Here is a 23,481-nt window from a genome sequence, read left to right as displayed (position 1 = left end):
CGGACGATCCGGTAACAATCCTTCATGTGCAGATAAGTATACCACATTTTGTAACGCTTTCAAGGACCAATAAATGGGTATTAGCTGAAATGCGTACTTCCATATCTGCATATGTATTTTGGTTTTACAATCAAGATCTTGCTCATTATAAGGCGACTATGTACCGCTAGATGAACAGATATATAGAACATCTCCTGTCTTGCATGGAAATGGAAGCAGACAGGAGATGCTCCACCATCGTTCAATCATAAGGTACAATCCATCATTCCATCATGCAGTGCAATCGTAATGACAATAGTTAAGGAATCCATTGTACGATGCCAAAGATCAACAACGCGATTGGATTACCAGCTTGCCTTTTTCACGCCGGGAATTTGACCTTGATAGGCAAGCTCGCGGAAGACGATCCGTGACACTTTGAATTTGCTCAGATAACCATGCGGACGACCGCTTACTTGGCAACGATTATGCAATCGAGTGGGCGATGAATCGCGTGGTAGCTTGTTCAGCGCTTCGTAATCTCCTGCTTCTTTCAATTGGCGGCGTTTCTCCGCATATTTAGCCACCAGCGCTTCACGCTGACGCTGACGGACGACTTTGGATTTTTTAGCCATAGAGGGAACACTCCTTATTTTTTATTAATCGTAATAATTACTATTAAATAGTATAGAATAACAAGCTTAAATTGGCAACCTTTTTGTATAGGCGCTGCTTGTTATAGATAATGTAGCGTTTTTATAGATGATATGGTCGGTTGTTATTCCGATGTATTGCTCGGTCTGTATGTAGTGAACAGATGTGTTTTTGGTTAGGGCTACTGCTGCGTATCTACGGCTGTTGTCCACTTTTTCTCCTGCCGTGGGCTGAGGACAGTGCGTTGTATTTTTTTTACAATACATGCAATAGCAATCCTACATATCCGAATTCAATTGCAAAGGAGAATGATGTATGAATCTACAATCACTGAATGGTGATGGAGCGCTAGACCATCCATCATTACCACCGCTGCATCGCAATCGGCATTTTATCGTGTTAATGTCGGCGCAGCTAATCTCTAATCTGGGCGACTGGCTTCATTTGCTAGCGTTATTAACGATGATCGGCATGGTCTGGCAGGCAACACCGATGCAGATTACGTGGACCACACTGTGTATCGTACTGCCGATGCTAGTTGGTGGACCACTGGCAGGCGTGCTCGCGGATCGTCTAAATCGCAAATGGCTGATGATATTCGCCGACTTGATCCGTGTGCTGCTCGTATTCAGTCTGTTATGGGCTACGCAACTATGGCATGTCTATCTCATTCTCATCGGCAAAAGTATATTTGACGTCCTGTTCTCTCCTGCCAAAAATGCCAAATTACGCGAAATCGTTCCGCCACCTCAATTGCCCCAAGCGGTAACGATCAGCTCCTCGATTGAACAGGGCTGTAAAATCGCCGGACCTGCGCTAGGTGGACTACTGTTAGCGATTGCCGGAGTTCAGTGGAGCTTTGTGGCGGATGCGGCGACATTTCTACTGTCGGGCTTGATTTTGCTCGCTTTGCCGGGACGTGAATATCAGCGGCAAGCGATGCAGACGGCAAGTCGTGATGCGGAGCCGGAAGAAAGGGAACGTCAGCGTTCATTTTGGAGCGATCTGGTGACGGGCGTTCGGTATATGCTACATATGCGCATCATCGGTTATGGCACGTTGCTGCTCTGTATGGTGCTACTCGTATTGCAGCTTGCCGATTCGCAAACGATTGTGCTATTTCGCCAGATTCCGGGTATTCAGCAGTCATTGCTTGGTTGGTGTATGACTGCAAGCGGAGTTGGGACGTTGACAGCAGCATGGTTAAGCTCACGACTGAACTTCTCTCATTTGTCCAAAATGAGTGCCGGGGCTGGCTTGATGGGATTGGTCTTCGTAGTAGTTGGTCCGATTGCGGCAATGGTTCATGCTGGATCGCTGACAACGGGCTTACTACTGTTGTCATTCTGGCTGGTCGGTATCGGAGCGGGATTTGCTTTTATACCATTTCAGGTGTTGCTGCAACAGCATACCCCGGTGCATATGACAGGGCGTGTATTCGGTACAGTGAGTAGTCTCACTTCTGCCAGTTCAGCTACCGGTCCATTGCTGGGTGGTCTGCTCGTTACGTCTGCGGGTGTGACGCCAGCGTTCGTACTTGCCGGTTCGTTGTTGACGCTGATTGGCATTACTGGATTGGTTCGTGTGAAAGACAAGCGTATGTCGCCTTCTATGGTCAAAAAAGTATAGAGCAGTGCAGCGCATATCGGGCATATGATTGCCCATGTATGTGCTACACTGCTCTAACCTATACATGTGATTCGGTGGACTGATAAGGTGGACTGATGCACAGTATTCCATCCCAACCTCATCCAATCAGCAGCGTATAAATAATACCCGGACCATGTACACCAATCGTCAAGTCATTTTCAATATCAGACGACCGACTAGGACCGGAGATAAAATGGACACCTGCTGGCAAATGCTCTCGTCCGCGCGTATCCAGTGGAATCAATAGCTCACCCAATCGTGTAAACAGCCGTTCTCTAGGCAACAGCACAACGCATACCGTCGGCAGCAGACTAACAGAGCGTCCCTGCTGTGCAGCAGAAGTAACCATAACGGTGCCCGTATATGCAGCAGCGCCATCTGCAAGCACGACGCCAATATCTGCTTCGGCGGCGCGCGCCTTCCACGGCTGTGCCGGATCACTATTCCAAACGGAAATATGCGCTTCTGGCAACTGCGTCTCCAATTGCAGTTGTTCCAGCTCTGGCAATTGCTGACGCACGATATACTGCGCACCAAGATGACAAGCGTGCTCGGCGATCCATTGACCCGCTTCTTGCCAATCCGCCACACGCGTTACATGCCCGCCCACTTCCTGAAAATACTGGGTAAAACGCTGAATCCGCTCTTCTTCACTCCAATCAAAGTTTGCCCAGAACGACGGTGCACCGCGAAACGGATGCTGTGGCGGCTCTGTCATGATTGGACGCTTGAGCCTAGTGGAAATATTGTCGATAAAATCCTTTTGAGCTGTACGAGAACGTTCTTCCAGCTCTTGTAACCAATCTGGTTGTTGAGAATCGGTAGACGTAAATGATGGCTCGCTATCGGATGCTACGTTGTTCTGCTCATGGTTCTGTTCATGGTTTGGACGCTTGGAATCAGTTTTCATGTGTGTCGCCTCCTGTCTTGCGCTGGCTTCGTTCACGCACGATACGCTCCATCCGCTCCTTGATGCTATCATCCAGTTGATGAGATTGCTGCTCTGTTTCCTTTTGCAACTCTGACCAGCCATCGCGGAAGGAATGATCCGCCATCTTCGGCATGATGCGATACGTGTTCCAGCCTTTGAGCGGACCGAGTTTGAGTGTAATACCGTTATCTTTTACGATCGGCTTTTGAAATAGCTGCCCCATCTTCAGCGCCAAATGAAGCCGTTTGGAATTGCCCATAACGGTTGCGAATCCTTTCATACCGATGGATTCCCAGCGATTGCCGTGACCGCGTTCTACTTTGCGGCGGCGCAAATAGACGAGCATATCGTGCAGCGGGATCTTGACCGGGCATGCTTCGTAACATGCTCCGCACAGACTGGATGCGTTGGCAATATCGTCCCATTCCGCCACATTGCGATTAAGCGCCGGTGTCAATACGGCACCGATTGGACCGCTATACGTGCCGCCGTAGGAATGACCGCCGATCTGACGATATACGGGGCAGACATTCAGACAAGCGCCACAGCGAATGCAATTCAGCAGCTCCTGAAATTCTGGATCACCTAATTGCTGTGAACGACCGTTATCGACGATCACGATGTGCATTTCCTCTGGACCATCGCCATCGGCTGTGCGTTTCGGTCCGGTAATGCCTGACATGTACATCGTTAGCCGTTGACCAGTAGCAGAACGCGGTAATAAGGTCGCCATCACTTCAAGGTCTTCCCATGACGGAATGATGCGTTCCATGCCCATTAGTGTAATTTGCGTTTTGGGCACCGTGGTCACCATGCGCGCATTGCCTTCATTTTCAAACAAAACCATCGAACCGGTCTCAGCAATGGCAAAGTTACAACCAGTCATACCGATATCCGCGCCGAGGAATTTCTCACGCAGCTTGCGACGAACGTATCCTGCCAGCACGGTTGTATCTGGCGGCAGCGTCTCTCCTGCATCTTCGGACAACAGCTCGGCGATCTGATAGCGATTTTTGTGAATAGCGGGAATGACGATATGGGAAGGTCCTTCCCCGGCAAGCTGAATAATATATTCGCCGAGATCACTTTCTACCGTTTCGATTCCTGCTAGCTCCAGCGCACGATTAATATGCAATTCTTCAGATACCATCGACTTGGACTTGACGACCGATTGTGCCTGCTTGTGGCGAGCAATGGTCATCACGATATCTGTCGCCGCTACTGTGTCCGGTGCAAAATGGACATGAACTCCATTTTTGCGTGCATTATCCACGAACAGATTCAGATAATAATCCAGATGTGCGATCGTATGCAGTCGGATTTGCCGCCCGCGCTCCCGCCATTCTTCCCAGTTGCCATGCTCCATCGCGGCTGCCTGTTTGCCACTACGCAGACGCTCGGTGGTGAATCGTACCGCTTTACGTAGAAAATCGTTATTCAGTGCCACGTCTGCCCGATCCTTAACTGTTCCGTGTGTAGAATGTGCCGTATTCATGTGACCATCACCCCTTCATACAGCAGCTCGGCGAGATGCATCACGCGTACCTGTTCCCCGCGATGACGCAAATTGCCGGCGATATTCATCAGGCATGCCATATCTAGCCCTACCAACACCTGCGCTTCGGTTTCCTTGATATGATCGACCTTTTCCGTTACCATCGCACCGGAAATATCCGCCATCTTCACTGCAAATGTACCACCAAACCCGCAGCAATCCTCGGCAAATGGTAACGGCACTAGCTCCAAGCCCTTCACATGATGCAGCAGCTCCATCGGCTCATCTTTGACCCCAAGCAAGCGACTGCCATGACACGACGGGTGATACGTAACTTTATACGGAAAATGCGCCCCTACATCCGCCACACCTAACACCTGAACGAGAAACTGGGTAAATTCATACGTCTTCTTTTCCAGTTCATGTGCTAGCTCCAACCAATGCGGATCATCTTTGAACAATTCAGGATAATGATGGATCATATACGTACATGATCCCGACGGTGAAACAACAAAATCACTATCTTCAAATGCTTTTAGAATCGTCTTCGCTGTTGTGCGTGTCTCCTCCCAATAGCCGCTGTTATAGGACGGCTGACCACAGCATGTCTGAATGGGCGGAAAATCCAGCTTGACCCCGTGGGCTGCCAGCAAGCGGACCATGGCTTCACCAACCTGCGGATAGATTGCATCGCTCAAACAGGTAATAAATAGGGAAACTTTCATGCTGCACCTTCTTTCTGCGGGATTGTTGGTAAGATATCCATTTATGAAGCAACCGCTTACAAATAAAAATCGAATTGTCATGTATGAGACGACTATAACTGTAATAAACGTACACATCTCATCTACTTTGGAATGGATAGAAATCCCTTTTCACATCATTAGAATAGAAAAGCCCGGTTCATACGCCGGGCTGCGAATTGTGGGTCATCTGCAAGTGTGTCTCATCTGCGAATAAGAACTATACCATCCATCTAATAATGAGCGTATGTTGCATCATGAATTGACTTGATATACGGTTCCAATCGCTCTCGTATCATTTGCTTTAACCTATAATCTTCCACAACGCCTTGAACTATTTGCTCACAATCAAGCATCTTCAGACGAGCGTCACACGAATATCGTGTTCTTCCAACTGTCGTACCGTCTCACCTGGCAAGCGATTGTCGGTGATCAGCTCATCCACCTCATTCAGATTCATCACATGGGCAAATGCCTGTACACCGAATTTACTCGCATCTGCCAGCAAAATGACCTGATCCGCCATGCCGACCATTTTCTGCTTCACGCGTCCTTGCAATTCGTTGGATTCGCTCACCCCGCGTTCCAGATGCACGCCCTGACAGGACAAGAACAACTTGTTAACATAATACGTATCCAGCGAACGCTCTGCCAGTGGACCGACAAAGGACAGCGAGCGCTGTACCAGCTGTCCACCAGTAGAGATCACTTGAATCTTCTCACGGTTGCTAAGCTGGGTCGCTACCCGGATCGAATTGGTCAGTACAGTCAGCGGAATGTCTGGTAGACTTGCCGCCATATACCACGCTGTCGTACTCGCATCAAGCAGTATGCGGTCATTCGGCTGAATCAGCTTGACCGCTTGCTCGGCAATCCGCCGCTTCTCATCGGCATGCATAATCTCCCGTTCGGAAAAGGGCGTCTCCGGTTGTTCATCCTTAACGCTGACCGCGCCGCCGTGTGACCGCTTCAGCATTCCCTGACGCTCCAGTCGATCCAGATCACGCCGAATCGTCTCCTCGGTTACTTGACAACGCTCACTCAATTCGGTGACGCGCATGCTGCCTTTTTCATTGACCAGTTTGATAATCATGTCATACCGTTCCGCTACTAACATCAAGTCCTCAACTCCGCATCGTTATTGTACGGGCACTGCGGTCAATCGGCGGAAGCGTCCATAAGCGTCCTCCCATGCGTCCTGTTCCTGCGGTTCATAGATCTCCACTGGAAAAGAATCACGGATGACGGCTCTTGCTTCGCGGATATCGCGGAATGTCCCCTGTGCTATCCATTGTACCGCCAAATTGCCAATCGCGCTTCCCTCTGCCGGACCTGCCCAGACTGGGCGACGAATTGCATTCGCTGTCCATTGACAGAGCAAGCGGTTTTGAATGCCGCCGCCGACCATATGCAGACCGTCGAATGTCTTGCCTGACAGCTGCTCGGTCAGCTCTAGTACATAACGATATTTTAAAACAAGACTTTCGAAAATGCAGCGCGCTACCTCACCATATCCATCCGGCGGCTGTTGCCCGGTCTGACGACAATATTGACGCACACGAGAACGCATATCCCCGGCATGCAAAAACAGCTGGTCATCTGGATCAATAAAAGCGGCAAATGCCGGAGCCGCTTCCGTATCGTTGATCCAATCAGCATACGATACATGGTGTCCACCGCGCTCGCTTTCACGCTTGAACTCCTGAAAGATCCACAGCCCCATAATATTTTTCAGCAATCGGAATGTACCGTACGCTCCGCCTTCATTGGTGAAGTTCAGCTCCAGTGCCTGCTCGTTGATCACTGGCTCCTTCACTTCCGTTCCCATCAGCGACCATGTACCACAGCTCAAGTAGGCAAACGAATCCGACAATGCTGGTACCGCCACAACAGCAGAGGCTGTATCATGCTCCGCAACCGCCGTCACCGGGATATCCGGCAAGCCCAGATCGACCCGCAGCGACGAACGCAAATGTCCAGCTGCCGCTCCCGGCTGCACCGGCTTGCCGAATAGCGAGGGCGATAATCCAATATGCGATAATAGCTTACGATCCCACTCCTGTTGTCTAGCATTGTACAGCTGTGTCGTCGTCGCATTCGTAAATTCATTGATCATCTCACCCGTCAGAAAGTACCGCAGCAGATCGGGAATCATTAGAAAACGCTGCGCTTCCTTGAGCAGCGGCGATTCTGCCCGTCCCATCGACTCTAGCTGATAGATCGTATTAAAGCTGAGAAATTGAATGCCTGTCGCTTCGAATATACGTGCTGCCGTCAATTCCTCTTGTAATCGTTCCATCGAGCCGTGCATATGCCAGTCCCGATAATGATACGGATTGGCAAGCAATTCGCCCTGTCTACCGATCAATCCAAAATCAACTGCCCACGAATCAATACCAATGCTGTCCGGCAGCATCTGCTCCTGCTTGGCAATGATCAGCCCCTGCTGAATTTCGTGATACAGCCGCAAAATATCCCAGTACAGATGGTCGCCCACTTTAACCGGATCATTGCTAAACCGATGAATCTCCTGCGTCACGATCCGGTTATCGTTCAGTCTGCCGACGATCGCTCTGCCGCTGCCTGCCCCCAGATCATAAGCAAGAATCGTCACCAGCTTGCACCGCCTTTGCCGCGTGCGAGAATACTGCTGCCATATTGATTGTCCAAATACGCTCTCATCGGTTCCGCAGGCAATCCTTGCTCCTCGCGTACAGCATGAAGCAGTGGTGTCACATCAAATTCAAATGCACGACGAACCGCATCCTCCGCTCCAAGTACATCGCCGCGCGCCTGCGCTTTTGCCACCTCACGATGATCGACCAGCAGTGCCTTCGCATATTGCGTCTGCACATTGAGTACCGAGCGAATCATCGCTGGAATCTTCTGCTCGATGTTGTGCGATTGATCGATCATATACGCAATATTGTTGACCGCCTCTACCAGACGTTGCTCTCCACTATCCGCCGCATCCAGAATCTGATAGAAGATCAGGAACAGCTCATACGGATTGATCGTCCCGACAATCAGATCATCATCAGCATATTTATAACTATTAAAATGGAATCCGCCCAAACGTCCTTCATCAATCAAATACGATACGATATGCTCCACATTCGCCCCCGGCAGATGATGTCCTGTATCGACCAGCACTTGTGCTTGTTCGCCGAGCTTGAGCGCATAATTGTACGCCATGCCCCAATCAGCAATATCCGTATGATAAAAGGCAGGCTCGAACGCCTTATACTCGATCAGCATCCGCATCCCCGGCGACAACGATTTGTACATTTCCGCCAGTGATTCTAGCATCCAATGCTTGCGCTGGCGAATACTGCCCTGCCCCGGATAGTTCGTACCATCAGCAAACCAGAGACTAATATCGCGTGACCCCGTTTCACGGGCAATATCGACGCATTCTAGCAGATGGTTGGTCGCTTTGCGGCGAATTGCTGGATCGGCGTTCGTTACACTGCCCAGCATATAATCTTCTTCCTGAAACAGATTCGGGTTGATCGCACCGATTTTCAAATTCAGACTTTCGGCATGACTGCGCAGCTTGCCGTAATCGTCCACTTTGTCCCATGGAATGTGGATCGCTACCGAGGAGCAAAGCCCGGTCACTTTGTGCACCTGCGCCGCATCTTCTAACTTTTCAAACGGATTGCGCGGCACGCCTTCTTTTTGGAACACTTTGAACCGGGTACCGGAATCGCCGTAGCCCCAAGATGGAGTCTCGATCTGCAATGCTTGTAAGCGGGATTTGACAGTATTCAGGTCAATGCCGCGGGCTTGCTGTTGTTCTTCGAATAAGGCATACGCTTTGTCGGACATAATAATGCCTCCTTGATTGGGTTGGGTGAAGTTAGGTGAAACTTGTACAACAACATTCGCATATATGATTTCCAGATCGCAATAGATTGGTAATACATCATAATCGATCAAAATAATCGATCAAATGATAACTATGATCCTAAGCGGTTCTTTTATCTAGTAAAGGCTGCCGGAACGCCGCCATCAATCGTTAGCATACAGCCGGTCGTCTTCGCTGCTCTGGATGAAGCAAAATAAGCCACTCCTTCGGCGATATCATCCGGGTAAATGTTAACCAGTAGCGTCGTCCGCTTGCGATAATGCTCTTCCAGCTGATCCGGCTCAATGCCGTATGCAGCGGCACGTTCGTTGCGCCAGTTCGAATTCCAGATCGCTGATCCTTGCAGAATCGCATCCGGCAAAATCGTATTGACGCGAATACCCAGCTCGCCACCTTCGGCTGCAATACAACGTGCCAGATGTGCTTCCAGCGCTTTGGCTGAACTGTATGCTGTTACATTTTTGCCAGCGTAGACGGAGTTTTTGGAGCCGATGAAGACCATACTACCGCCCAGCTCTTGCTGCTTCATGATTTTAAAAGCTTCACGCGCTACGAGGAAGTAGCCGGTTCCGAGCACATTCATATTGAGTTCCCATTCCTTGAGCGACGTTTCGTCAAACGGACTAGATGTTGCCAGACCAGCGTTGTTGACGAGAACATCGACACCCCCATATGCAAGTGCCGTGTCGGCAAATGCTTGCGATACCAGTTGCTCATTCGTCACATCCATCTTCACCGCCAGTGCGCGGTTAGGACCGAAGGCTTCGTTCAGCTCGTCGGCTATCTTTTGCGCGCCTTCCAGATTCAGATCTGCTAGCACAACGTGTGCGCCTTCGCTCACAAGGCGACGTGCGGTTGCACTGCCGATTCCGCCTGCGCCGCCTGTAATAAGTGCGATCTGCCGGGAAAATTCTGCTTCGGCAGGAGCGAGCGACAATTTATACAATTCCAGCGGCCAGTATTCGACGTTGTACGATTCCGATTCGCTTAGCGACACGAACTCGCCCAATGCGGTCGCATCACCCATGACAGCAATCGCCCGATGATACAGTGCACCGCTAACGAGCGACATGGCATGACTTTTGCCAGTGTTGATCATACCGACGCCCGGAATCAGGATGACACGCGGTGCTGGCTCAAACATCACATCGCCTTCCTGATGATTGCGCTCAAAGTACGCACGGTACTCTTCTTTGTATTGATGAATGCCCTCAATAACTGCCTGCTTCAACCCATCCACATCATCTGCATCTGGCGCAATATCGATGAATAGCGGCTTCATCTTCGTATGTACGAGATGATCGGGACAAGCCGCACCGACCTGCGATAAGGCAGCCGAATCTGTACCATTCACAAATGCCAACACATCGTCACCATCGTCAAATGTCAAAATCATCTTCTTGCTATCGCTAACCGCACCACGCACCGCAGGCATAATACTGGATACCAGATGCTTGCGCTGTTCCGATGAGAACGCTTGCAATTTCTCGCCGCCAAATAAAGGCTTTTGCTTCGCTTTGTCTTCGATATACTGTGCAGCGCGATTAATGATCTCGATGGTTGTATTGTAACATTCTTCCTGCGTTTCGCCCCATGTAACCAGACCATGCTTTTCCATCAGTACTAGTTGCGGGTTAGGATGATCCAGTACGCCTTGAGCGATCATTTTCGATAACGTAAAGCCCGGACGAATATACGGCACCCAGACAAACGTATCTCCAAAAATTTCACGCGCCAGCTCTTTGCCATTATCTGCACAGCAGAGACTAATGATCGCATCAGGATGCGTATGATCGACATGCTTGAACGGCAGAAACGCATGCAGCAGCGTCTCAATTGATGGACGCGGCGCTTTGGCATCGATCATGCAATTGCCCAGATAAGCGACCATCTCCTCGTCCGGCATCTCCTCCCGTTCAAACAACGGAACAATATCATCGAGACGCAATCCGGTAAAATGCTGCGCCTTCATTGACGCCAGATCGGAGCCACTACCCTTTACATACATCACTTCTACATCACGACCGCGAAAATCCTGTACTGTCCCTTTGCTAGACGTATTACCGCCGCCCCAGTTACATACCCGGCGATCAGAGCCAATCAGATTGGATCGGTATACAAGCTTGTCCACACCTTCTTGTATACTATTTGCCTGCTGTGCATTCCATTGATTCGGTATCATACGTTATCCTCCATTGTTCTGTGTCGTTGTGGCAGCACGAATAGGTACCTTCCTGTTCATTGCTACCGCTCGATGCACAGTTGATTGCATTACAGATATTGTTGATTGTATTGCCTACTATGCTACCGCTGGTCTGGAATATCATGCCAAATAGCGGTTCCTTTGTTTGCAGTATATCACTTCTGTTTTTATTTGAAAATATATAAATCGGAAATAAACAAAAATATATTTAAAATTGGTAACGCTTAATCGGTAATAAGTAAAGTAATGTGCAAGATATTCTGACTTTTATACAAAAAGAAACACGATCATTTGATATGCCATATGACCGTATTTCCAATACCTTTGATGCTGTAAACGCCAAACCATCCAAACAACTTCTGTGACATATAACATAAAAACACAATGCTCAACATCAGGCGAGTCAACAACAGGATCATATTTTTCATGCTAAATATCTCCTCTTACATATTTCGTATGTACATGTATATTTCTCTGCTCGTTTCTGCACGTTATGGAATAAGACGACTTTGACATATATATGTTTCCCTTTTCTGCAATCGGGTAATTAAGAACAGAGCATTACTGAACAAAATAAAGTGAAGTATTCACGAGGAGGAGAGCATCATGACACAAGACAACAATATGGAAAATCCGAATTCGGAAGATACACTAATGGAGAAACACAAAAAGGAACAGGGTGCCAATCCTGAAACCCAAGCAGATGATTGGGTATCCAAACCATCTCCAATTGCCTCGGGCGACGATGACAACAAAGACAAAAAAGATTCCGATAAGTAATCTGGCGTAATCAGATCGCTACAGGAATCCAGATCAATGTATACAGCAGGCAGTATGGATCATAACGATCTGTACTGCCTTTTTTATGATGCGATCTTTTGGGTTATTGGATTTTAGAACGCGATTGCTATCTATCCATTTTGGCTCAAACGATCTGTTTCGCCACTATTTTTGAGTTCCTCTTTTCCCTTCTGTTACAATAGCGATATCAATACGCAGGAGGTACATAGATGGAATGGCTACATGAAGTCGTCGCTGCAAAGTGGCGAGAACAAAGCAAGCAGTATGCGCAAGACATTAATGAATTTGTACGTATTGGCGTTGAAACCGATTGGACAGCTCAGCAGGAAGAACCGCAAGATGAACGATATAGATTAGCACCTGAAGTGATGCATATGATTGAAGCAGCGAATGCCGCAGGAGAGATCGAGCAATTGCATACCTTACTGCCGCCTGCTTCTTCTCCACTACTTGCCCTTTTCAGTGAAGAAGCAGCGTCTACTACGTTGCAGCCAGTATTTCCACTTGGCTTTGCGGGTACACGTGTGCTATTACAAACTGGTATTGGTGCTTCTATAAGCCGAATCTGTCTGGCTACAGAGGATGAGATCATTCTGGTAAAGGATGTACGTCGTGCTGGATTCTCCCCGGACGGTGCCTATGTCGCGCTCGCGGATGAAAAAGGCATCTCTATCATTATGCATCCTGATCTTGAATTAAAAGGTATAGAAGTCGCTTATTACGAATGGCAAAGTATTCAATCTACGATTGCTGACTTTTTGCCAAATATACAATCACTAGCAACAGCTGAGTCTGCTGTATATTCCTTGTTGCAACTGATTCCGTTTGATCAGGGCAAGTCGCTGCTGCTTGTTAGCGAATATGGTGTGTATGTCCTGTCAAAGGGAAATATAACAATCCTCTCCCCCTCACCAGAAGAGATTACGGAATATGGTGCAGATTACGATAGCACTTGGTCGTCCATGGTTCATGGTGCTGTGTCTATAGATGAGCAATGGATCGCTTATGGTAATCAGGGTAGTGAGCATGGGCTACTGCATATGCCGACGCAGCAACGACATACATTTGCGCCGCAGTCCAGCTATCCGCATTACAGTCTGTTCAATGTGGAGAGTACTGCGGTCTGGTATAACGCTTGCCATTTCTACAATGGGGCGACAGCTAGAGTGAATTTGGCGGCGGTGCAACGTGGTGAGATTGGTGCGTATGATGAATTGCAATTGGTCGATGAGGAGATGCGTGTGTATGCCGGGGTTGCTTTGGAGCAGGGTAATATTCTGGGTGACGCTTACGGGTATTTGCGCCTGATTGATCATCAGGGAGTGGAAATCTGGCGTCATTATCTGAGCGGTACGATTGCAGGCATGACCATCTCACCGGATGAACGCTGGCTGATTGTCGGTACGTATAGTGGCATGGCACATTGGCTTGATCTGCATCATGGTAGTATGCATGAGTACAATATTGGCACTGCTCCCATTTTGGAAACGTATCGCTGGATACTGTGGAATGACCGTGTACCACTCCGCTGGTAAAGAAGCGGGCGTTGTCTCTTACAACTTAAATGACGTCTTGCATTTGAAATGCAGGTTTCCATCGCAAACATAGTTTTATATCTCAAACACAGGTTTCCATCTCAAATACAATTTTATATCTCAAACATAGTTTTACATCTCAAATATAGTGTTATGTGTTAAATAAAAAGAGCGCGCAGGGGATTGGCATTCTCCCTGCACGCTCTTTTCGTTTTACTGTTTGTACTTTTTAATTTGGTATTTATACTTTTCCTATTTTCATCCCTATTCTTTGTACTGCTACTATTTGTAGAACGTAGTAGCTAAAATTGGCAAATCAAGCCGTATGAGGTTGTGCCTTTCTACCGCCTGAGGTGGCGCGGCGAATGATCTTTTCCAGCTCCATTACAATGAGTGCGCCTACTGCCAAAGCGGTTGCAATCAACCACTGCTGCACGCCAAAGCTATCTGGAATAGCGAAGAATGTACGAACTCCCGGCAACAGTGTCATGCCATACAGCACAAAGCACAACAGCACCGAGCCGATGACATATTTATTGCTGAACAATCCGGCACCAATCGCAGTCTGTACATTGGAGCGCGCCGCAAAGGTTTGCAAGGTGCGCGCCAGAATCAGCGTTGTAAATGCCATCGCTACACTCAGCTCTGGCGAATGCTGTAAGCCGATATACTGTGACACGATGACCGCGATCCCGATGATCAGTCCGCGTGTAATAACTGCCCGCATCGTACCACCAGCGAAGATGCCTTCATCAATATCACGCGGCTTGCGATCCATTACTCCCGGCTCTTCTTTTTCCATTCCGAGTGAGATTGCTGGTAACGAATCATTTGCCAGATTGATAAATAGAAGCTGGATTGCCGTAAATGGATTCACCCAGTCCATGATCAATGCAAAAATAATAGCGATAATCGCTCCCAGATTACCAGCGAACAAATAAGCAATCGACTTTTTGATATTATCGAATACGGTACGCCCTACACTCACCGCATTAACGATAGAAACAAAATTGTCGTCTGTCAGTATCATCGCTGCCGAATCTTTGGCAACATCGGTTCCACTGCCCATCGCTACACCGATATCCGCTTGCTTGAGTGCAGGAGCATCGTTGACACCATCGCCAGTCATCGCGGTAATCTGACCTTTTTTCTGCCATGCGCGTACGATACGGATTTTATTTTCCGGGGAAACACGGGCATAGACAGAGATGTGCTCCAGCTTATTGTCCAGCTCCTGATCAGATAGCTTGTCTAATTCCTGTCCAGTCAATGCAATATCATCCTGATCCATCAGACCGATCTCGCGCCCAATCGCTTGAGCTGTCGTCTTATGATCGCCTGTGATCATAATCGTACGAATACCCGCACGACGAGATTGTTCAATCGAACCGTACACTGCTTCACGCGGCGGATCGATCATTGCGGTCAAACCGACCAGAATCAGGTCATGTTCATCGTCCAGTCCGATCTCGCTGTGATCATGTTCCAACTCTTTGTAACCATACGCCAATACCCGCAATGCCCGTTCGGAAAAGTCCTCATTCGCCGCCACCAAGCGCTCACGAATCTCATCATCCAGTGGTACGACCTCTTCGCCAACCAGCACCATAGTACAGCGCCCAATCAGCACATCCGGTCCGCCTTTCGTTAACAATGTCTTCTGCCCTTCCAATATATGCACGGTGGACATTAGCTTGCGGTCGGAGTCAAATGGCAGCTCCGCCTCGCGTGGAAAGCTATCGCGAATTTCGCCATAATGCTTATTTTTCGCGTTACTAAAGGCGATTAAAGCGACCTCGGTCGGATCACCCATCTCTTTGCCTTCTTCATCGATATGGGAATCGTTACACAGCACCGCGATATGCACCAGTCTGCGTTCACCGACCGACCATTGCTCTGGATCATCAGGAAAATCGTCACGACTTCCGTCCGGCAAAAAGTAATCGACGACCGTCATTTTATTCTCAGTCAGTGTACCTGTTTTGTCGGTACAGATGACGCTGGTGGAGCCGAGTGATTCGACTGCTGGCAGACGACGGATAATAGCATGCTGCTTTGCCATCTTATTCGTGCCGACAGACAATACAATCGTCACGATGGATGATAACGCTTCTGGAATAGCAGCAACCGCGACCGCGACAGCAAACATTAATGCATCCAGAATAGCTGCTGTTGTATCGACCGTCTCATTGCCTAACCAGATGCGAGCCGCCTCTACACCAAAGATCAGAATACAGAGCAGCAAAATGAATACACCCAGCTTTTTGCTAAAGCTTTCCAGCTTTCGTTGCAGCGGCGTTTGCTTCGATTCGGCGCTCTCGATCAGACCAGCGATTTTACCAATTTCCGTCTGTTGCCCAATGCCTGTAATGACAGCAGTCCCGCGTCCATAGACGACCAGTGCACCGCTGAACACCATATTTTTGCGATCTCCAATCGGTGATTCGCTGTCGATCGTGCGAATATGCTTTTCCACCGCTTCCGATTCACCAGTTAGCATACCTTCGTCCACTTTGAGACTGCCGGATTCCAGCAAACGCGCATCCGCCGGCACATAATCCCCAGCATCCAGCAAAATAATATCTCCTCTTGCCAGCTCGCGTGCAGGTAACGATTGCTTGTGACCATCCCGAATCACCTTCGCTTCCGGTGCGGACATCTGGCGCAACGCTTCGATGGAGCTTTCCGCCTTACGCGTCTGCACGACGCTAATGATCGCATTCAGAATTAACACGAAAATAATAATGCCTGCTTCCACCACATGACCAAGCACAATTTGTACAATGGAAGCAATCAACAGCACAATTACCATCGGATCTCGTACATTTTCCACAAATAGCTTCCACGTTGGTGTACGTTCCTTGCCTTTCAACTCGTTATATCCATCCGCTTCCAAACGCTGCTGTGCTTCACTGGAAGACAAGCCCTGTTCACTACTATTCACTTCCGCCAGTGCTTCCTCCGCGCTGACCTTGTAAAATTCCATTCCTACCACTCCTGTCTCTGAATTTTGCTATGATCGTGCGATGTATGAAGAGGATATGACTGGTCATATACAGTTGTTATGTATGTAGTTAAATATCCGCTAACAACCGACATTCCATACTATTTCTTTACCCTTGAATGGACGATTGGTTTCACTAAATACGATGTAGATTTGGTGACAATACTATGCATAATTGTAGTATATTGCGAAGCATACATATGAGTATGAGATAAAGTGAATAATTATAATACGATGCGGATCGCTTTTGGAATTGATAACGCGGCAGATGGAATTGATAATGCAGCAGGTGGAGGATAACATGTACAAAAGCCAAAAAACCGACCTTGCTAGCTTAGCAAAAGTCGGACTTTTTGGCTTCATTGTGGTAGGAATGCAGAATCATTCGTATTGGAGAATCATCCATATTCATAATTTTGCTATGTGTTTGCGCAATAGCTAGCGTTTGATGCGCCTATAAGATCAGATTAGCTTTACCTTGCGAGCCTGTTCCTCGGACAAAATAAACTGCTCCTGCGGATAGGTTTCGTCCTCGTTCTCCACACCAAACATTTGCATCACATCGTTCCAGATGCCTTTTTGTACCGCTTCTTCCTGCGTAATAATAATTTTCATACAATCGCCTCCTGTTATCCATTACCATGAATCCAGCACAATTAAACGAGTCAGTTAGTTTCCAAAAGATAAGCCGTATGACTTGCTTGCATGAGAGTAATTCGTAGCTCCCAAATGAGTGCCTTGTTCAACCGTCACGCTTTGAAATACGATACTCATTTGATTCATGCTATCCTGCGTTCCTTTTGCATTACAGAGCAACATTCCAAAAGCAAAATGCTGTTCTCCCTCTCTATCGATCTCTTTGTAAAGACAGATATTATTCAGAATATCCACATCATATATAAATTGTGTAACTCCCTCAAAAGTAAATCGATAGCCATATTCACTGTCATGTGCCAGTCTAATCTCTATCGTTTTATAAGATTCTGTATTATGTATTTGTTGATTATTCGGCAGTTCTCGCACTGCTATAATTTTTGCATCATGAATATGACAGTTCTCCTGTAATTCAATCGCACCAGCAGGCAGTTGATTCAGAATGCTTTGATACTGTTGAGCATATTGATTACAGAGTCCAATCCATTTGTCTTCCCAGTATTGTTTCGCATGTTGCATTGCTTGCAGTACCTTAGGCTCAGGCAAGTAACATGTTAACATCTGATGATTACGAGCGTACTCTACTAATTCTCTCGGTAAGTATTGTTCCCATAACGGCATACGATACTCATTATATTCAATCGCTCTCTCCACAAAGTCATGACCATCTTCGATTGCCCATTGCCTCGCTTCTTCAAGCTCTGCTTCCGTTTCATAAAATCCTGGCAGACCAAATGCCTGCATTTCCTCATACACCTTTTTTGTCCAGTATTTCATGTATTCTCCCCTTCTCTTCCTACATCAGTATACTTCAAACTCCACATTTCTAAAACTTCTCCCTCTATCTACTGTATTGAATTTCAAACCCCTGCATTTATTTCGTTTGTAGATATATATTTCGCTATACGATCAATTCCATTTAATCACAAAAAAAGATCAGCCGGGTATAACCCGAACTGATCCTTTGTATTATATCAATTCAATCTCTAGCCAATATGCAAAAAGCCAGCATTGTATGTCGTTCAACTACGTAAACTGCCACAATCAAAATCAGTATACTGTGCTGTAGTTATATCAACACAAAACTTTTAAGATGTCATTCGAAATTTCATTTTTTTCTTCCTTACATCGTTGCCTGAATCGGTATCAATTCGTATCCTATGCTTAACTATCCGCTTTTTTCGGCGCATGAGCACGATGAGTCGGTTTTCCCATCGCTTCCGCTTTGGTAATCTCCTCGCGTACACGATTGCCGTACTCTTCATCTGCCTGCGTAATATTGTTCAGCACCAGATTGCGAATCACTTCGTTGCATTGCGCCAGATTGCCGCCGATGTTTTTGACTAGCTCATCGCGTTCCCAATCTTCGAAATTGCGATACGTTTCACCTGCTTGAGCAAAGTCGTTTGGACGGTCGATTTTCTCGCGCATTAGACGTGCATCATAATATTCCGGCTCGTGATCTTTACCCGGTTTTGGCGCTTCCTTCAAACCACCTAGTGAAGATGGCTCATAATTGACATGCGGGTTCTGACCCGGCGCACGATCGCTCTGATAACGCATTTGTCCGCCCTGATGATTCGTCGCTACACGGCTGTGCGGCGCATTGATCGGCAGTTGCTGATAGTTGGAGCCAACGCGGTGACGCTGGGTATCGGAGTACGAGAAGGTACGTCCTTGCAGCAACTTGTCATCCGAGAAGTCCAGTCCATCCACCAGTACACCTGTACCGAATGCGACCTGCTCCACTTCATTGAAGTAGTCAACCGGATTGCGGTTGAGCGTCATTTTTCCGACTTTCAGGAATGGGAATTGATCTTCTGGCCACAGCTTGGTCGGATCGAGTGGGTCAAAGTCCAGCTCTGGATGATAGTTGTCTTCCATAATCTGGACACACAGTTCCCATTCTGGGTATTCGCCGTTCTCAATCGCATCGTACAGATCAATCGTAGCATGGTTAAAGTCGAGCGACTGAATCTGGTTCGCTTCATCCTGTAACAGATTACGGATGCCTTGTAGCGGTTCCCAGTGGTATTTGATCAATACCGCTTCACCTGCTTCGTTGACCCATTTGTACGTATTTACACCTGATCCCTGCATTTCGCGATAATTCGCCGGAATGCCCCATGGGGAGAACAGGAAGGTAATCATATGTGTAGATTCCGGGCTGTTTCCGATAAAATCAAAGAAACGCTCCATATCTTGTACGTTCGTAATCGGATCTGGTTTGAACGCATGTACCATGTCCGGGAATTTCAACGGATCACGGATAAAGAAAATTTTCAGATTGTTGCCGACCAAGTCCCAGTTTCCATCTTCGGTATAGAATTTGGTAGCAAAGCCGCGCGGATCGCGCAATGTTTCTGGTGAATGACCGCCATGAACAACCGTGGAAAAGCGTACAAATACCGGTGTTTCTTTGCCTTTTTCTTGGAATAACTTGGCACGGGTATATTTGGATACCGGCTCATCGCCAACCGTACCGTACGCTTCAAATACGCCATGCGCACCAGCTCCACGGGCATGCACAACACGCTCAGGTACACGTTCACGGTCAAAATGGGTTATTTTTTCGAGAAAGTTGTAGTTTTCCAGTGTAACGGGACCACGGTTGCCTACAGTACGTACATTCTGGTTGTCGGTGACAGGATGGCCCTGTCGGTTCGTCAGCGTTACATTTTCTTCTTGATCATTTGATTGCGGGTTCTTATTGTTCTCATCTGCCATAACATGTTCCGCCTTTCAAGAAAGTATAAGTTTGCTGAAACCTTCATTACACATTGACACAGGAAAACAGGTGGTACACTCTGGGAACAAGCAACCACATTACCTTTTTTTACCTGCTTGTGCCCATTATAAAACACTTTTAGGCGAAAAAGTGAACCGATTTCATAATTTTGTCCATTTTGTGAATGAAGATTCGATGAAAGCAGGAGATGATATATTATAAATGAGAATTGAGGTTCATCATTTTGCAAGATTTCGATACATACATACGTACAACATCAATCTACGGTTTGCTGATTCTATTGTAAGAGAGGAGTTTGTTATGGCATTACAGCAAATTACTTTACTGCATGAGAAAATCAAAGATTATTCCGTCTATCCATTCCATCTGCCACTAATCGACAAAATGAATAGTCTGCGCTTGCATGCGCCTGTTACTTTTTTTGTCGGGGAAAATGGTTCCGGTAAATCGACCCTGCTAGAGGCGATCGCTTACCAATGTGGATTCCACACTGCTGGAGGTTCGCGGCAAAATGCGTATCAGGTAGAAGCTGCCGAATCGGCACTTGGCGATTATATCCGCCTATCTTGGCTGCCCAAGCTAACAGAAGGATTCTTTTTGCGAGCGGAATCGTTTTATCAGTTTGCCAGTCATATTGATGAAAGTGAGCAAGATCCCTGTACACAGACATTCTTTGCCAACTATGGCGGGAAGTCGCTACATCATCGTTCTCATGGTGAATCCTTTCTTGCCCTGTTTCAACATCGATTCGGTCGTTCACGTCAGCCTTCGATCTATCTGCTCGATGAGCCGGAGTCTGCATTATCGCCTGCCCGTCAGCTTGCTTTTATGCGCATCATCCACGATCTGGCGCCACGTTCGCAGTTTATTATTGCCAGCCATTCGCCGATCTTAATGGGTTATCCGGGTGCAGATATTATTTCGTTCGATGGTTCCTCATTAGAGCGTATTGATTATCGAGATACAGAGCATTACCAATTAACCCGCCGCTTTTTGGAAAAACCGGATTCCTTTTAAGTGAATTATTTGGAAAAGAGTAATTGTTAATCATTCTATGTACACATGCATCGTCCCCCACTACAAAAACCTTACAATACGAGACAAATCCAAAAAGGACGCTACCACCACGCGGTGATAACGCCCCTTTCTTCTACAATGGAAATCATTCGTAACGGATAAAGCCACCTATACTACATCTTGATTACTGCTATCAAGACCATCGTTCCCGTCCACAACTTACAGAATATCAAGGCGCAAACGCTTCAGGCTCGTATGCTGAATCACCCAACGTCCATCCAATTTCACAAAGGTTTCGTGGTAATACCCGTAACCGTGGAACGACTTATTGGGATTGCTCTCAGGGAATGTTACATAATCCTCCATCGGAGATAGCACGTTCGCTTCTGTAGCCGATACCAGCTCAATATCCGCGCCATGCACCTGATGTACGGTAACTGCTGGATCTACCAGCTCTTGAAATACATTTACAATCGTATCGCGTCCTTCCAGCACGGGAATCGGATTGCCTTCTGTACTGAAATCCGCCACCGCATCAGGAGCAAATACGTCCTTGAGTGCTTCCCAATCCTTCGTATCGATAAACCGGCAATATCGCGATTTGGTCATCCGAATATCCTCATACGCCAGTAGCAGCTCGGTGCCTGTCAGAAAGTCACTATTCATCTCATATCCTCCATCATCGCAAATAAGTTGTATTTCTGTCGTTCATTATAACATTATGTTGCTGTGATGAGATATGACAATACTGGAAACGGCATTCATTCTGTTTTAACAACAATGGCAAAGCCGTATCAACAGACGTTAATCCAGCTCCAGTCCCTTCGTTTCCTTGCCGAGGAACAGCACCGCAGCCGCACCAATCAAAATCGCCACGAAGAAAATGATAAAGATCGAGCTAACCGCCACCCCTTTACCTACAAGCATACCGACGAGGAATGGCGCAATCACGCCGCCAATTCGCCCAAAGCCTGCTGCCATGCCGACACCAGTGGAACGCACACGCGTCGGATACAGCTCCGGCGTATACGCATACAGTCCGCCCCATGCACCGAGATTGAAAAATGACAGACAGATGCCCGCCAGAATCAACGAGAGTTCACTAGTGGCAAAGCCGAACCAGATCGCACTGACCGCCGTCAGCACCAGATACAGCACCAGCACGAATTTGCGACCGAATTTCTCGATAAAATACGCAGCTGTAAAGTAACCCGGCAATTGCGCCAGCGTCATGATCAATACGTATTCAAAGCTTTTGATCAACGTAAAGCCTTTCAAGCCCATCACTGACGGCAGCCACAAGAACATACCATAATACGAAAAGACAACCGTAAACCAGAGAATCCAAGCCATCAGCGTAGTACGACGATGCTCACTATTCCAAATATCGCGCAGCCCTTCGCCGAAGGAAGCACGTTTCCCCGCACCAGCAGCTGTATAACGTGGCGAATCCTCAATAGCGCGGCGCAGATAGAGCGCATACAACGCCGGAATTGCCCCGATAATAAAGCCCCACTGCCAGCCGTACTTGGCGATGACAAAATAGGCAACAACAGCGGAGATGATCCAGCCAAATGCCCAGAAACTTTCAAGCAATACAACCGCACGCCCACGATCCTTGACCGCAACCGATTCCGATACGAGTGTCGAAGCAACTGGTAATTCCCCACCAAGCCCGAAGCCAGCGATAAAGCGTAGCAGCAGCAAGACACCAAATCCGGTTGCCAATGCTGACAATCCACTCGCAATCGAGAAAATAAGCAAAGTCCAGAGCAGAATCGATTTGCGTCCATACCGATCTGCTAGATAACCGGCAGCAATCGCACCAACTGCCATACCGACTGAGTTGATACTCGTCAAATAGCCAATTTGCTGCGGGCTTAATTGCCAGCTTTTCGCTAATGCCGCCGCGATAAAGGAGATCATGCCAACCTCCATCGCATCAAACATCCAGCTGAAACCTGCGCTGAACAGCAGTTTGCGCTGTTTTGGATTGCGCAGCAGTTCCATCTTTTCCATACGTTAACCCCTTCTTCCCGGCTGGCTTGTACTTTTTGTTACATACTTTGGTATAACAACAGGTAACGTTTCCCATTACCATGGTACGACCGCCGCGTTTATGTAGTCACGAATTCTATTATACTCAATCGATGAAAAATTACCTCACATTTATTAGGGAATTATTAAAATTTTTA

Annotated in this window: 18 protein-coding genes and 1 pseudogene; 4 read left to right on the top strand and 15 right to left on the bottom strand. The window is 47.5% G+C overall.

Annotated elements, in window-relative coordinates:
* Nucleotides 1-344: 344 nt before the first annotated feature.
* Nucleotides 345-614, bottom strand: a complete 270-nt coding sequence (gene rpsN / locus ACE3MZ_RS10225; RefSeq protein ID WP_411346327.1) for a 30S ribosomal protein S14 — start codon at nt 612-614, stop codon at nt 345-347.
* Nucleotides 615-948: 334 nt separating this feature from the next.
* Between rpsN and ACE3MZ_RS10220 the strand changes: the two genes are divergently transcribed.
* Nucleotides 949-2,262: an MFS transporter gene (locus ACE3MZ_RS10220; protein ID WP_411346326.1), complete on the top strand. Its 1,314-nt coding sequence runs from the start codon at nt 949-951 to the stop codon at nt 2,260-2,262.
* A 118-nt stretch (nt 2,263-2,380) separates the two neighbouring features.
* Here the strand turns inward: ACE3MZ_RS10220 and ACE3MZ_RS10215 are convergent, their stop codons facing one another.
* The 8 genes and pseudogenes from ACE3MZ_RS10215 to ACE3MZ_RS10180 all read right to left on the bottom strand — a co-directional run.
* On the bottom strand, nt 2,381-3,193 hold the full coding sequence (locus tag ACE3MZ_RS10215; RefSeq protein ID WP_411346325.1) for a LutC/YkgG family protein: 813 nt from the start codon (nt 3,191-3,193) through the stop codon (nt 2,381-2,383).
* Nucleotides 3,183-4,709, bottom strand: a complete 1,527-nt coding sequence (locus tag ACE3MZ_RS10210; RefSeq protein ID WP_411346324.1) for a LutB/LldF family L-lactate oxidation iron-sulfur protein — start codon at nt 4,707-4,709, stop codon at nt 3,183-3,185. Before ACE3MZ_RS10210 ends, ACE3MZ_RS10215 begins: the two co-directional genes overlap by 11 nt.
* Nucleotides 4,706-5,434 carry a (Fe-S)-binding protein gene (locus ACE3MZ_RS10205; RefSeq protein WP_411346323.1) on the bottom strand — a complete coding sequence of 243 codons (729 nt, stop codon included), beginning with the start codon at nt 5,432-5,434 and terminating at the stop codon, nt 4,706-4,708. The genes ACE3MZ_RS10210 and ACE3MZ_RS10205 overlap by 4 nt, the downstream gene beginning before the upstream one ends.
* 376 nt (nt 5,435-5,810) lie before the next feature.
* Nucleotides 5,811-6,569, bottom strand: coding sequence for a DeoR/GlpR family DNA-binding transcription regulator (locus ACE3MZ_RS10200; protein ID WP_411346322.1), 759 nt, complete (start codon nt 6,567-6,569; stop codon nt 5,811-5,813).
* A 21-nt stretch (nt 6,570-6,590) separates the two neighbouring features.
* On the bottom strand, nt 6,591-8,066 hold the full coding sequence (locus ACE3MZ_RS10195) for a rhamnulokinase (protein WP_411346321.1): 1,476 nt from the start codon (nt 8,064-8,066) through the stop codon (nt 6,591-6,593).
* Nucleotides 8,063-9,283, bottom strand: a complete 1,221-nt coding sequence (rhaI, locus tag ACE3MZ_RS10190) for an L-rhamnose isomerase (RefSeq protein ID WP_411346320.1) — start codon at nt 9,281-9,283, stop codon at nt 8,063-8,065. The genes ACE3MZ_RS10195 and rhaI overlap by 4 nt, the downstream gene beginning before the upstream one ends.
* Before the next feature lie 152 nt (nt 9,284-9,435).
* Nucleotides 9,436-11,505, bottom strand: a complete 2,070-nt coding sequence (locus ACE3MZ_RS10185; protein ID WP_411346319.1) for a bifunctional aldolase/short-chain dehydrogenase — start codon at nt 11,503-11,505, stop codon at nt 9,436-9,438.
* 335 nt (nt 11,506-11,840) lie between these two features.
* Nucleotides 11,841-11,954, bottom strand: a pseudogene (locus ACE3MZ_RS10180) (oxidoreductase); the annotation flags it as partial.
* A 178-nt stretch (nt 11,955-12,132) separates the two neighbouring features.
* Between ACE3MZ_RS10180 and ACE3MZ_RS10175 the strand changes: the two are divergent.
* The gene (locus ACE3MZ_RS10175) at nt 12,133-12,306 is read left to right on the top strand and encodes a hypothetical protein (RefSeq protein WP_411346318.1); all 174 of its coding nucleotides are present in this window, start codon (nt 12,133-12,135) and stop codon (nt 12,304-12,306) included.
* 230 nt (nt 12,307-12,536) lie between these two features.
* Nucleotides 12,537-13,862, top strand: coding sequence for a hypothetical protein (locus ACE3MZ_RS10170; protein WP_411346317.1), 1,326 nt, complete (start codon nt 12,537-12,539; stop codon nt 13,860-13,862).
* A gap of 316 nt (nt 13,863-14,178) precedes the next feature.
* Here ACE3MZ_RS10170 and ACE3MZ_RS10165 read toward each other — a convergent pair whose 3' ends face one another.
* From ACE3MZ_RS10165 to ACE3MZ_RS10150, 4 genes are all read right to left on the bottom strand, one after another.
* The gene (locus tag ACE3MZ_RS10165; RefSeq protein ID WP_411346316.1) at nt 14,179-16,848 is read right to left on the bottom strand and encodes a cation-translocating P-type ATPase; all 2,670 of its coding nucleotides are present in this window, start codon (nt 16,846-16,848) and stop codon (nt 14,179-14,181) included.
* A gap of 480 nt (nt 16,849-17,328) precedes the next feature.
* Nucleotides 17,329-17,481 carry a hypothetical protein gene (locus tag ACE3MZ_RS10160; RefSeq protein WP_367057057.1) on the bottom strand — a complete coding sequence of 51 codons (153 nt, stop codon included), beginning with the start codon at nt 17,479-17,481 and terminating at the stop codon, nt 17,329-17,331.
* A 54-nt stretch (nt 17,482-17,535) separates the two neighbouring features.
* Nucleotides 17,536-18,297, bottom strand: a complete 762-nt coding sequence (locus ACE3MZ_RS10155) for a DUF4085 family protein (RefSeq protein ID WP_411346315.1) — start codon at nt 18,295-18,297, stop codon at nt 17,536-17,538.
* A 387-nt stretch (nt 18,298-18,684) separates the two neighbouring features.
* Complete coding sequence (locus ACE3MZ_RS10150; RefSeq protein WP_411346314.1) at nt 18,685-20,247, bottom strand: catalase; 1,563 nt, start codon at nt 20,245-20,247, stop codon at nt 18,685-18,687.
* Nucleotides 20,248-20,569: 322 nt separating this feature from the next.
* On the opposite strand from ACE3MZ_RS10150, the gene ACE3MZ_RS10145 reads away from it, so the two are divergent.
* On the top strand, nt 20,570-21,286 hold the full coding sequence (locus ACE3MZ_RS10145) for an AAA family ATPase (RefSeq protein ID WP_411346313.1): 717 nt from the start codon (nt 20,570-20,572) through the stop codon (nt 21,284-21,286).
* Between the two features lie 219 nt (nt 21,287-21,505).
* Here ACE3MZ_RS10145 and ACE3MZ_RS10140 read toward each other — a convergent pair whose 3' ends face one another.
* Together ACE3MZ_RS10140 and ACE3MZ_RS10135 are read right to left on the bottom strand one after the other, a co-directional pair.
* Complete coding sequence (locus ACE3MZ_RS10140) at nt 21,506-21,952, bottom strand: nuclear transport factor 2 family protein (protein WP_411346312.1); 447 nt, start codon at nt 21,950-21,952, stop codon at nt 21,506-21,508.
* 138 nt (nt 21,953-22,090) lie between these two features.
* Nucleotides 22,091-23,305 (bottom strand): MFS transporter, encoded by a 1,215-nt coding sequence (locus tag ACE3MZ_RS10135; protein ID WP_411346311.1) that lies wholly within the window; start codon nt 23,303-23,305, stop codon nt 22,091-22,093.
* Nucleotides 23,306-23,481: the final 176 nt, after the last annotated feature.

The sequence above is a fragment of the Paenibacillus sp. WLX1005 genome, from assembly GCF_046603685.1.
In the GTDB taxonomy this organism is placed as follows: Bacteria; Bacillota; Bacilli; order Paenibacillales; family Paenibacillaceae; genus Saccharibacillus.
This window is presented reverse-complemented; position numbering and strand designations above follow the sequence as displayed.

Coding starts and splice junctions, on each gene's coding strand:
- rpsN (WP_411346327.1), bottom strand. CDS start 614: ATGGCTAAAAAATCCAAAGTCGTCCGTCAGCGTCAGCGTGAAGCGCTG.
- ACE3MZ_RS10220 (WP_411346326.1), top strand. CDS start 949: ATGAATCTACAATCACTGAATGGTGATGGAGCGCTAGACCATCCATCA.
- ACE3MZ_RS10215 (WP_411346325.1), bottom strand. CDS start 3,193: ATGAAAACTGATTCCAAGCGTCCAAACCATGAACAGAACCATGAGCAG.
- ACE3MZ_RS10210 (WP_411346324.1), bottom strand. CDS start 4,709: ATGAATACGGCACATTCTACACACGGAACAGTTAAGGATCGGGCAGAC.
- ACE3MZ_RS10205 (WP_411346323.1), bottom strand. CDS start 5,434: ATGAAAGTTTCCCTATTTATTACCTGTTTGAGCGATGCAATCTATCCG.
- ACE3MZ_RS10200 (WP_411346322.1), bottom strand. CDS start 6,569: ATGTTAGTAGCGGAACGGTATGACATGATTATCAAACTGGTCAATGAA.
- rhaI (WP_411346320.1), bottom strand. CDS start 9,283: ATGTCCGACAAAGCGTATGCCTTATTCGAAGAACAACAGCAAGCCCGC.
- ACE3MZ_RS10185 (WP_411346319.1), bottom strand. CDS start 11,505: ATGATACCGAATCAATGGAATGCACAGCAGGCAAATAGTATACAAGAA.
- ACE3MZ_RS10175 (WP_411346318.1), top strand. CDS start 12,133: ATGACACAAGACAACAATATGGAAAATCCGAATTCGGAAGATACACTA.
- ACE3MZ_RS10170 (WP_411346317.1), top strand. CDS start 12,537: ATGGAATGGCTACATGAAGTCGTCGCTGCAAAGTGGCGAGAACAAAGC.
- ACE3MZ_RS10165 (WP_411346316.1), bottom strand. CDS start 16,848: ATGGAATTTTACAAGGTCAGCGCGGAGGAAGCACTGGCGGAAGTGAAT.
- ACE3MZ_RS10160 (WP_367057057.1), bottom strand. CDS start 17,481: ATGAAAATTATTATTACGCAGGAAGAAGCGGTACAAAAAGGCATCTGG.
- ACE3MZ_RS10155 (WP_411346315.1), bottom strand. CDS start 18,297: ATGAAATACTGGACAAAAAAGGTGTATGAGGAAATGCAGGCATTTGGT.
- ACE3MZ_RS10150 (WP_411346314.1), bottom strand. CDS start 20,247: ATGGCAGATGAGAACAATAAGAACCCGCAATCAAATGATCAAGAAGAA.
- ACE3MZ_RS10145 (WP_411346313.1), top strand. CDS start 20,570: ATGGCATTACAGCAAATTACTTTACTGCATGAGAAAATCAAAGATTAT.
- ACE3MZ_RS10140 (WP_411346312.1), bottom strand. CDS start 21,952: ATGAATAGTGACTTTCTGACAGGCACCGAGCTGCTACTGGCGTATGAG.
- ACE3MZ_RS10135 (WP_411346311.1), bottom strand. CDS start 23,305: ATGGAAAAGATGGAACTGCTGCGCAATCCAAAACAGCGCAAACTGCTG.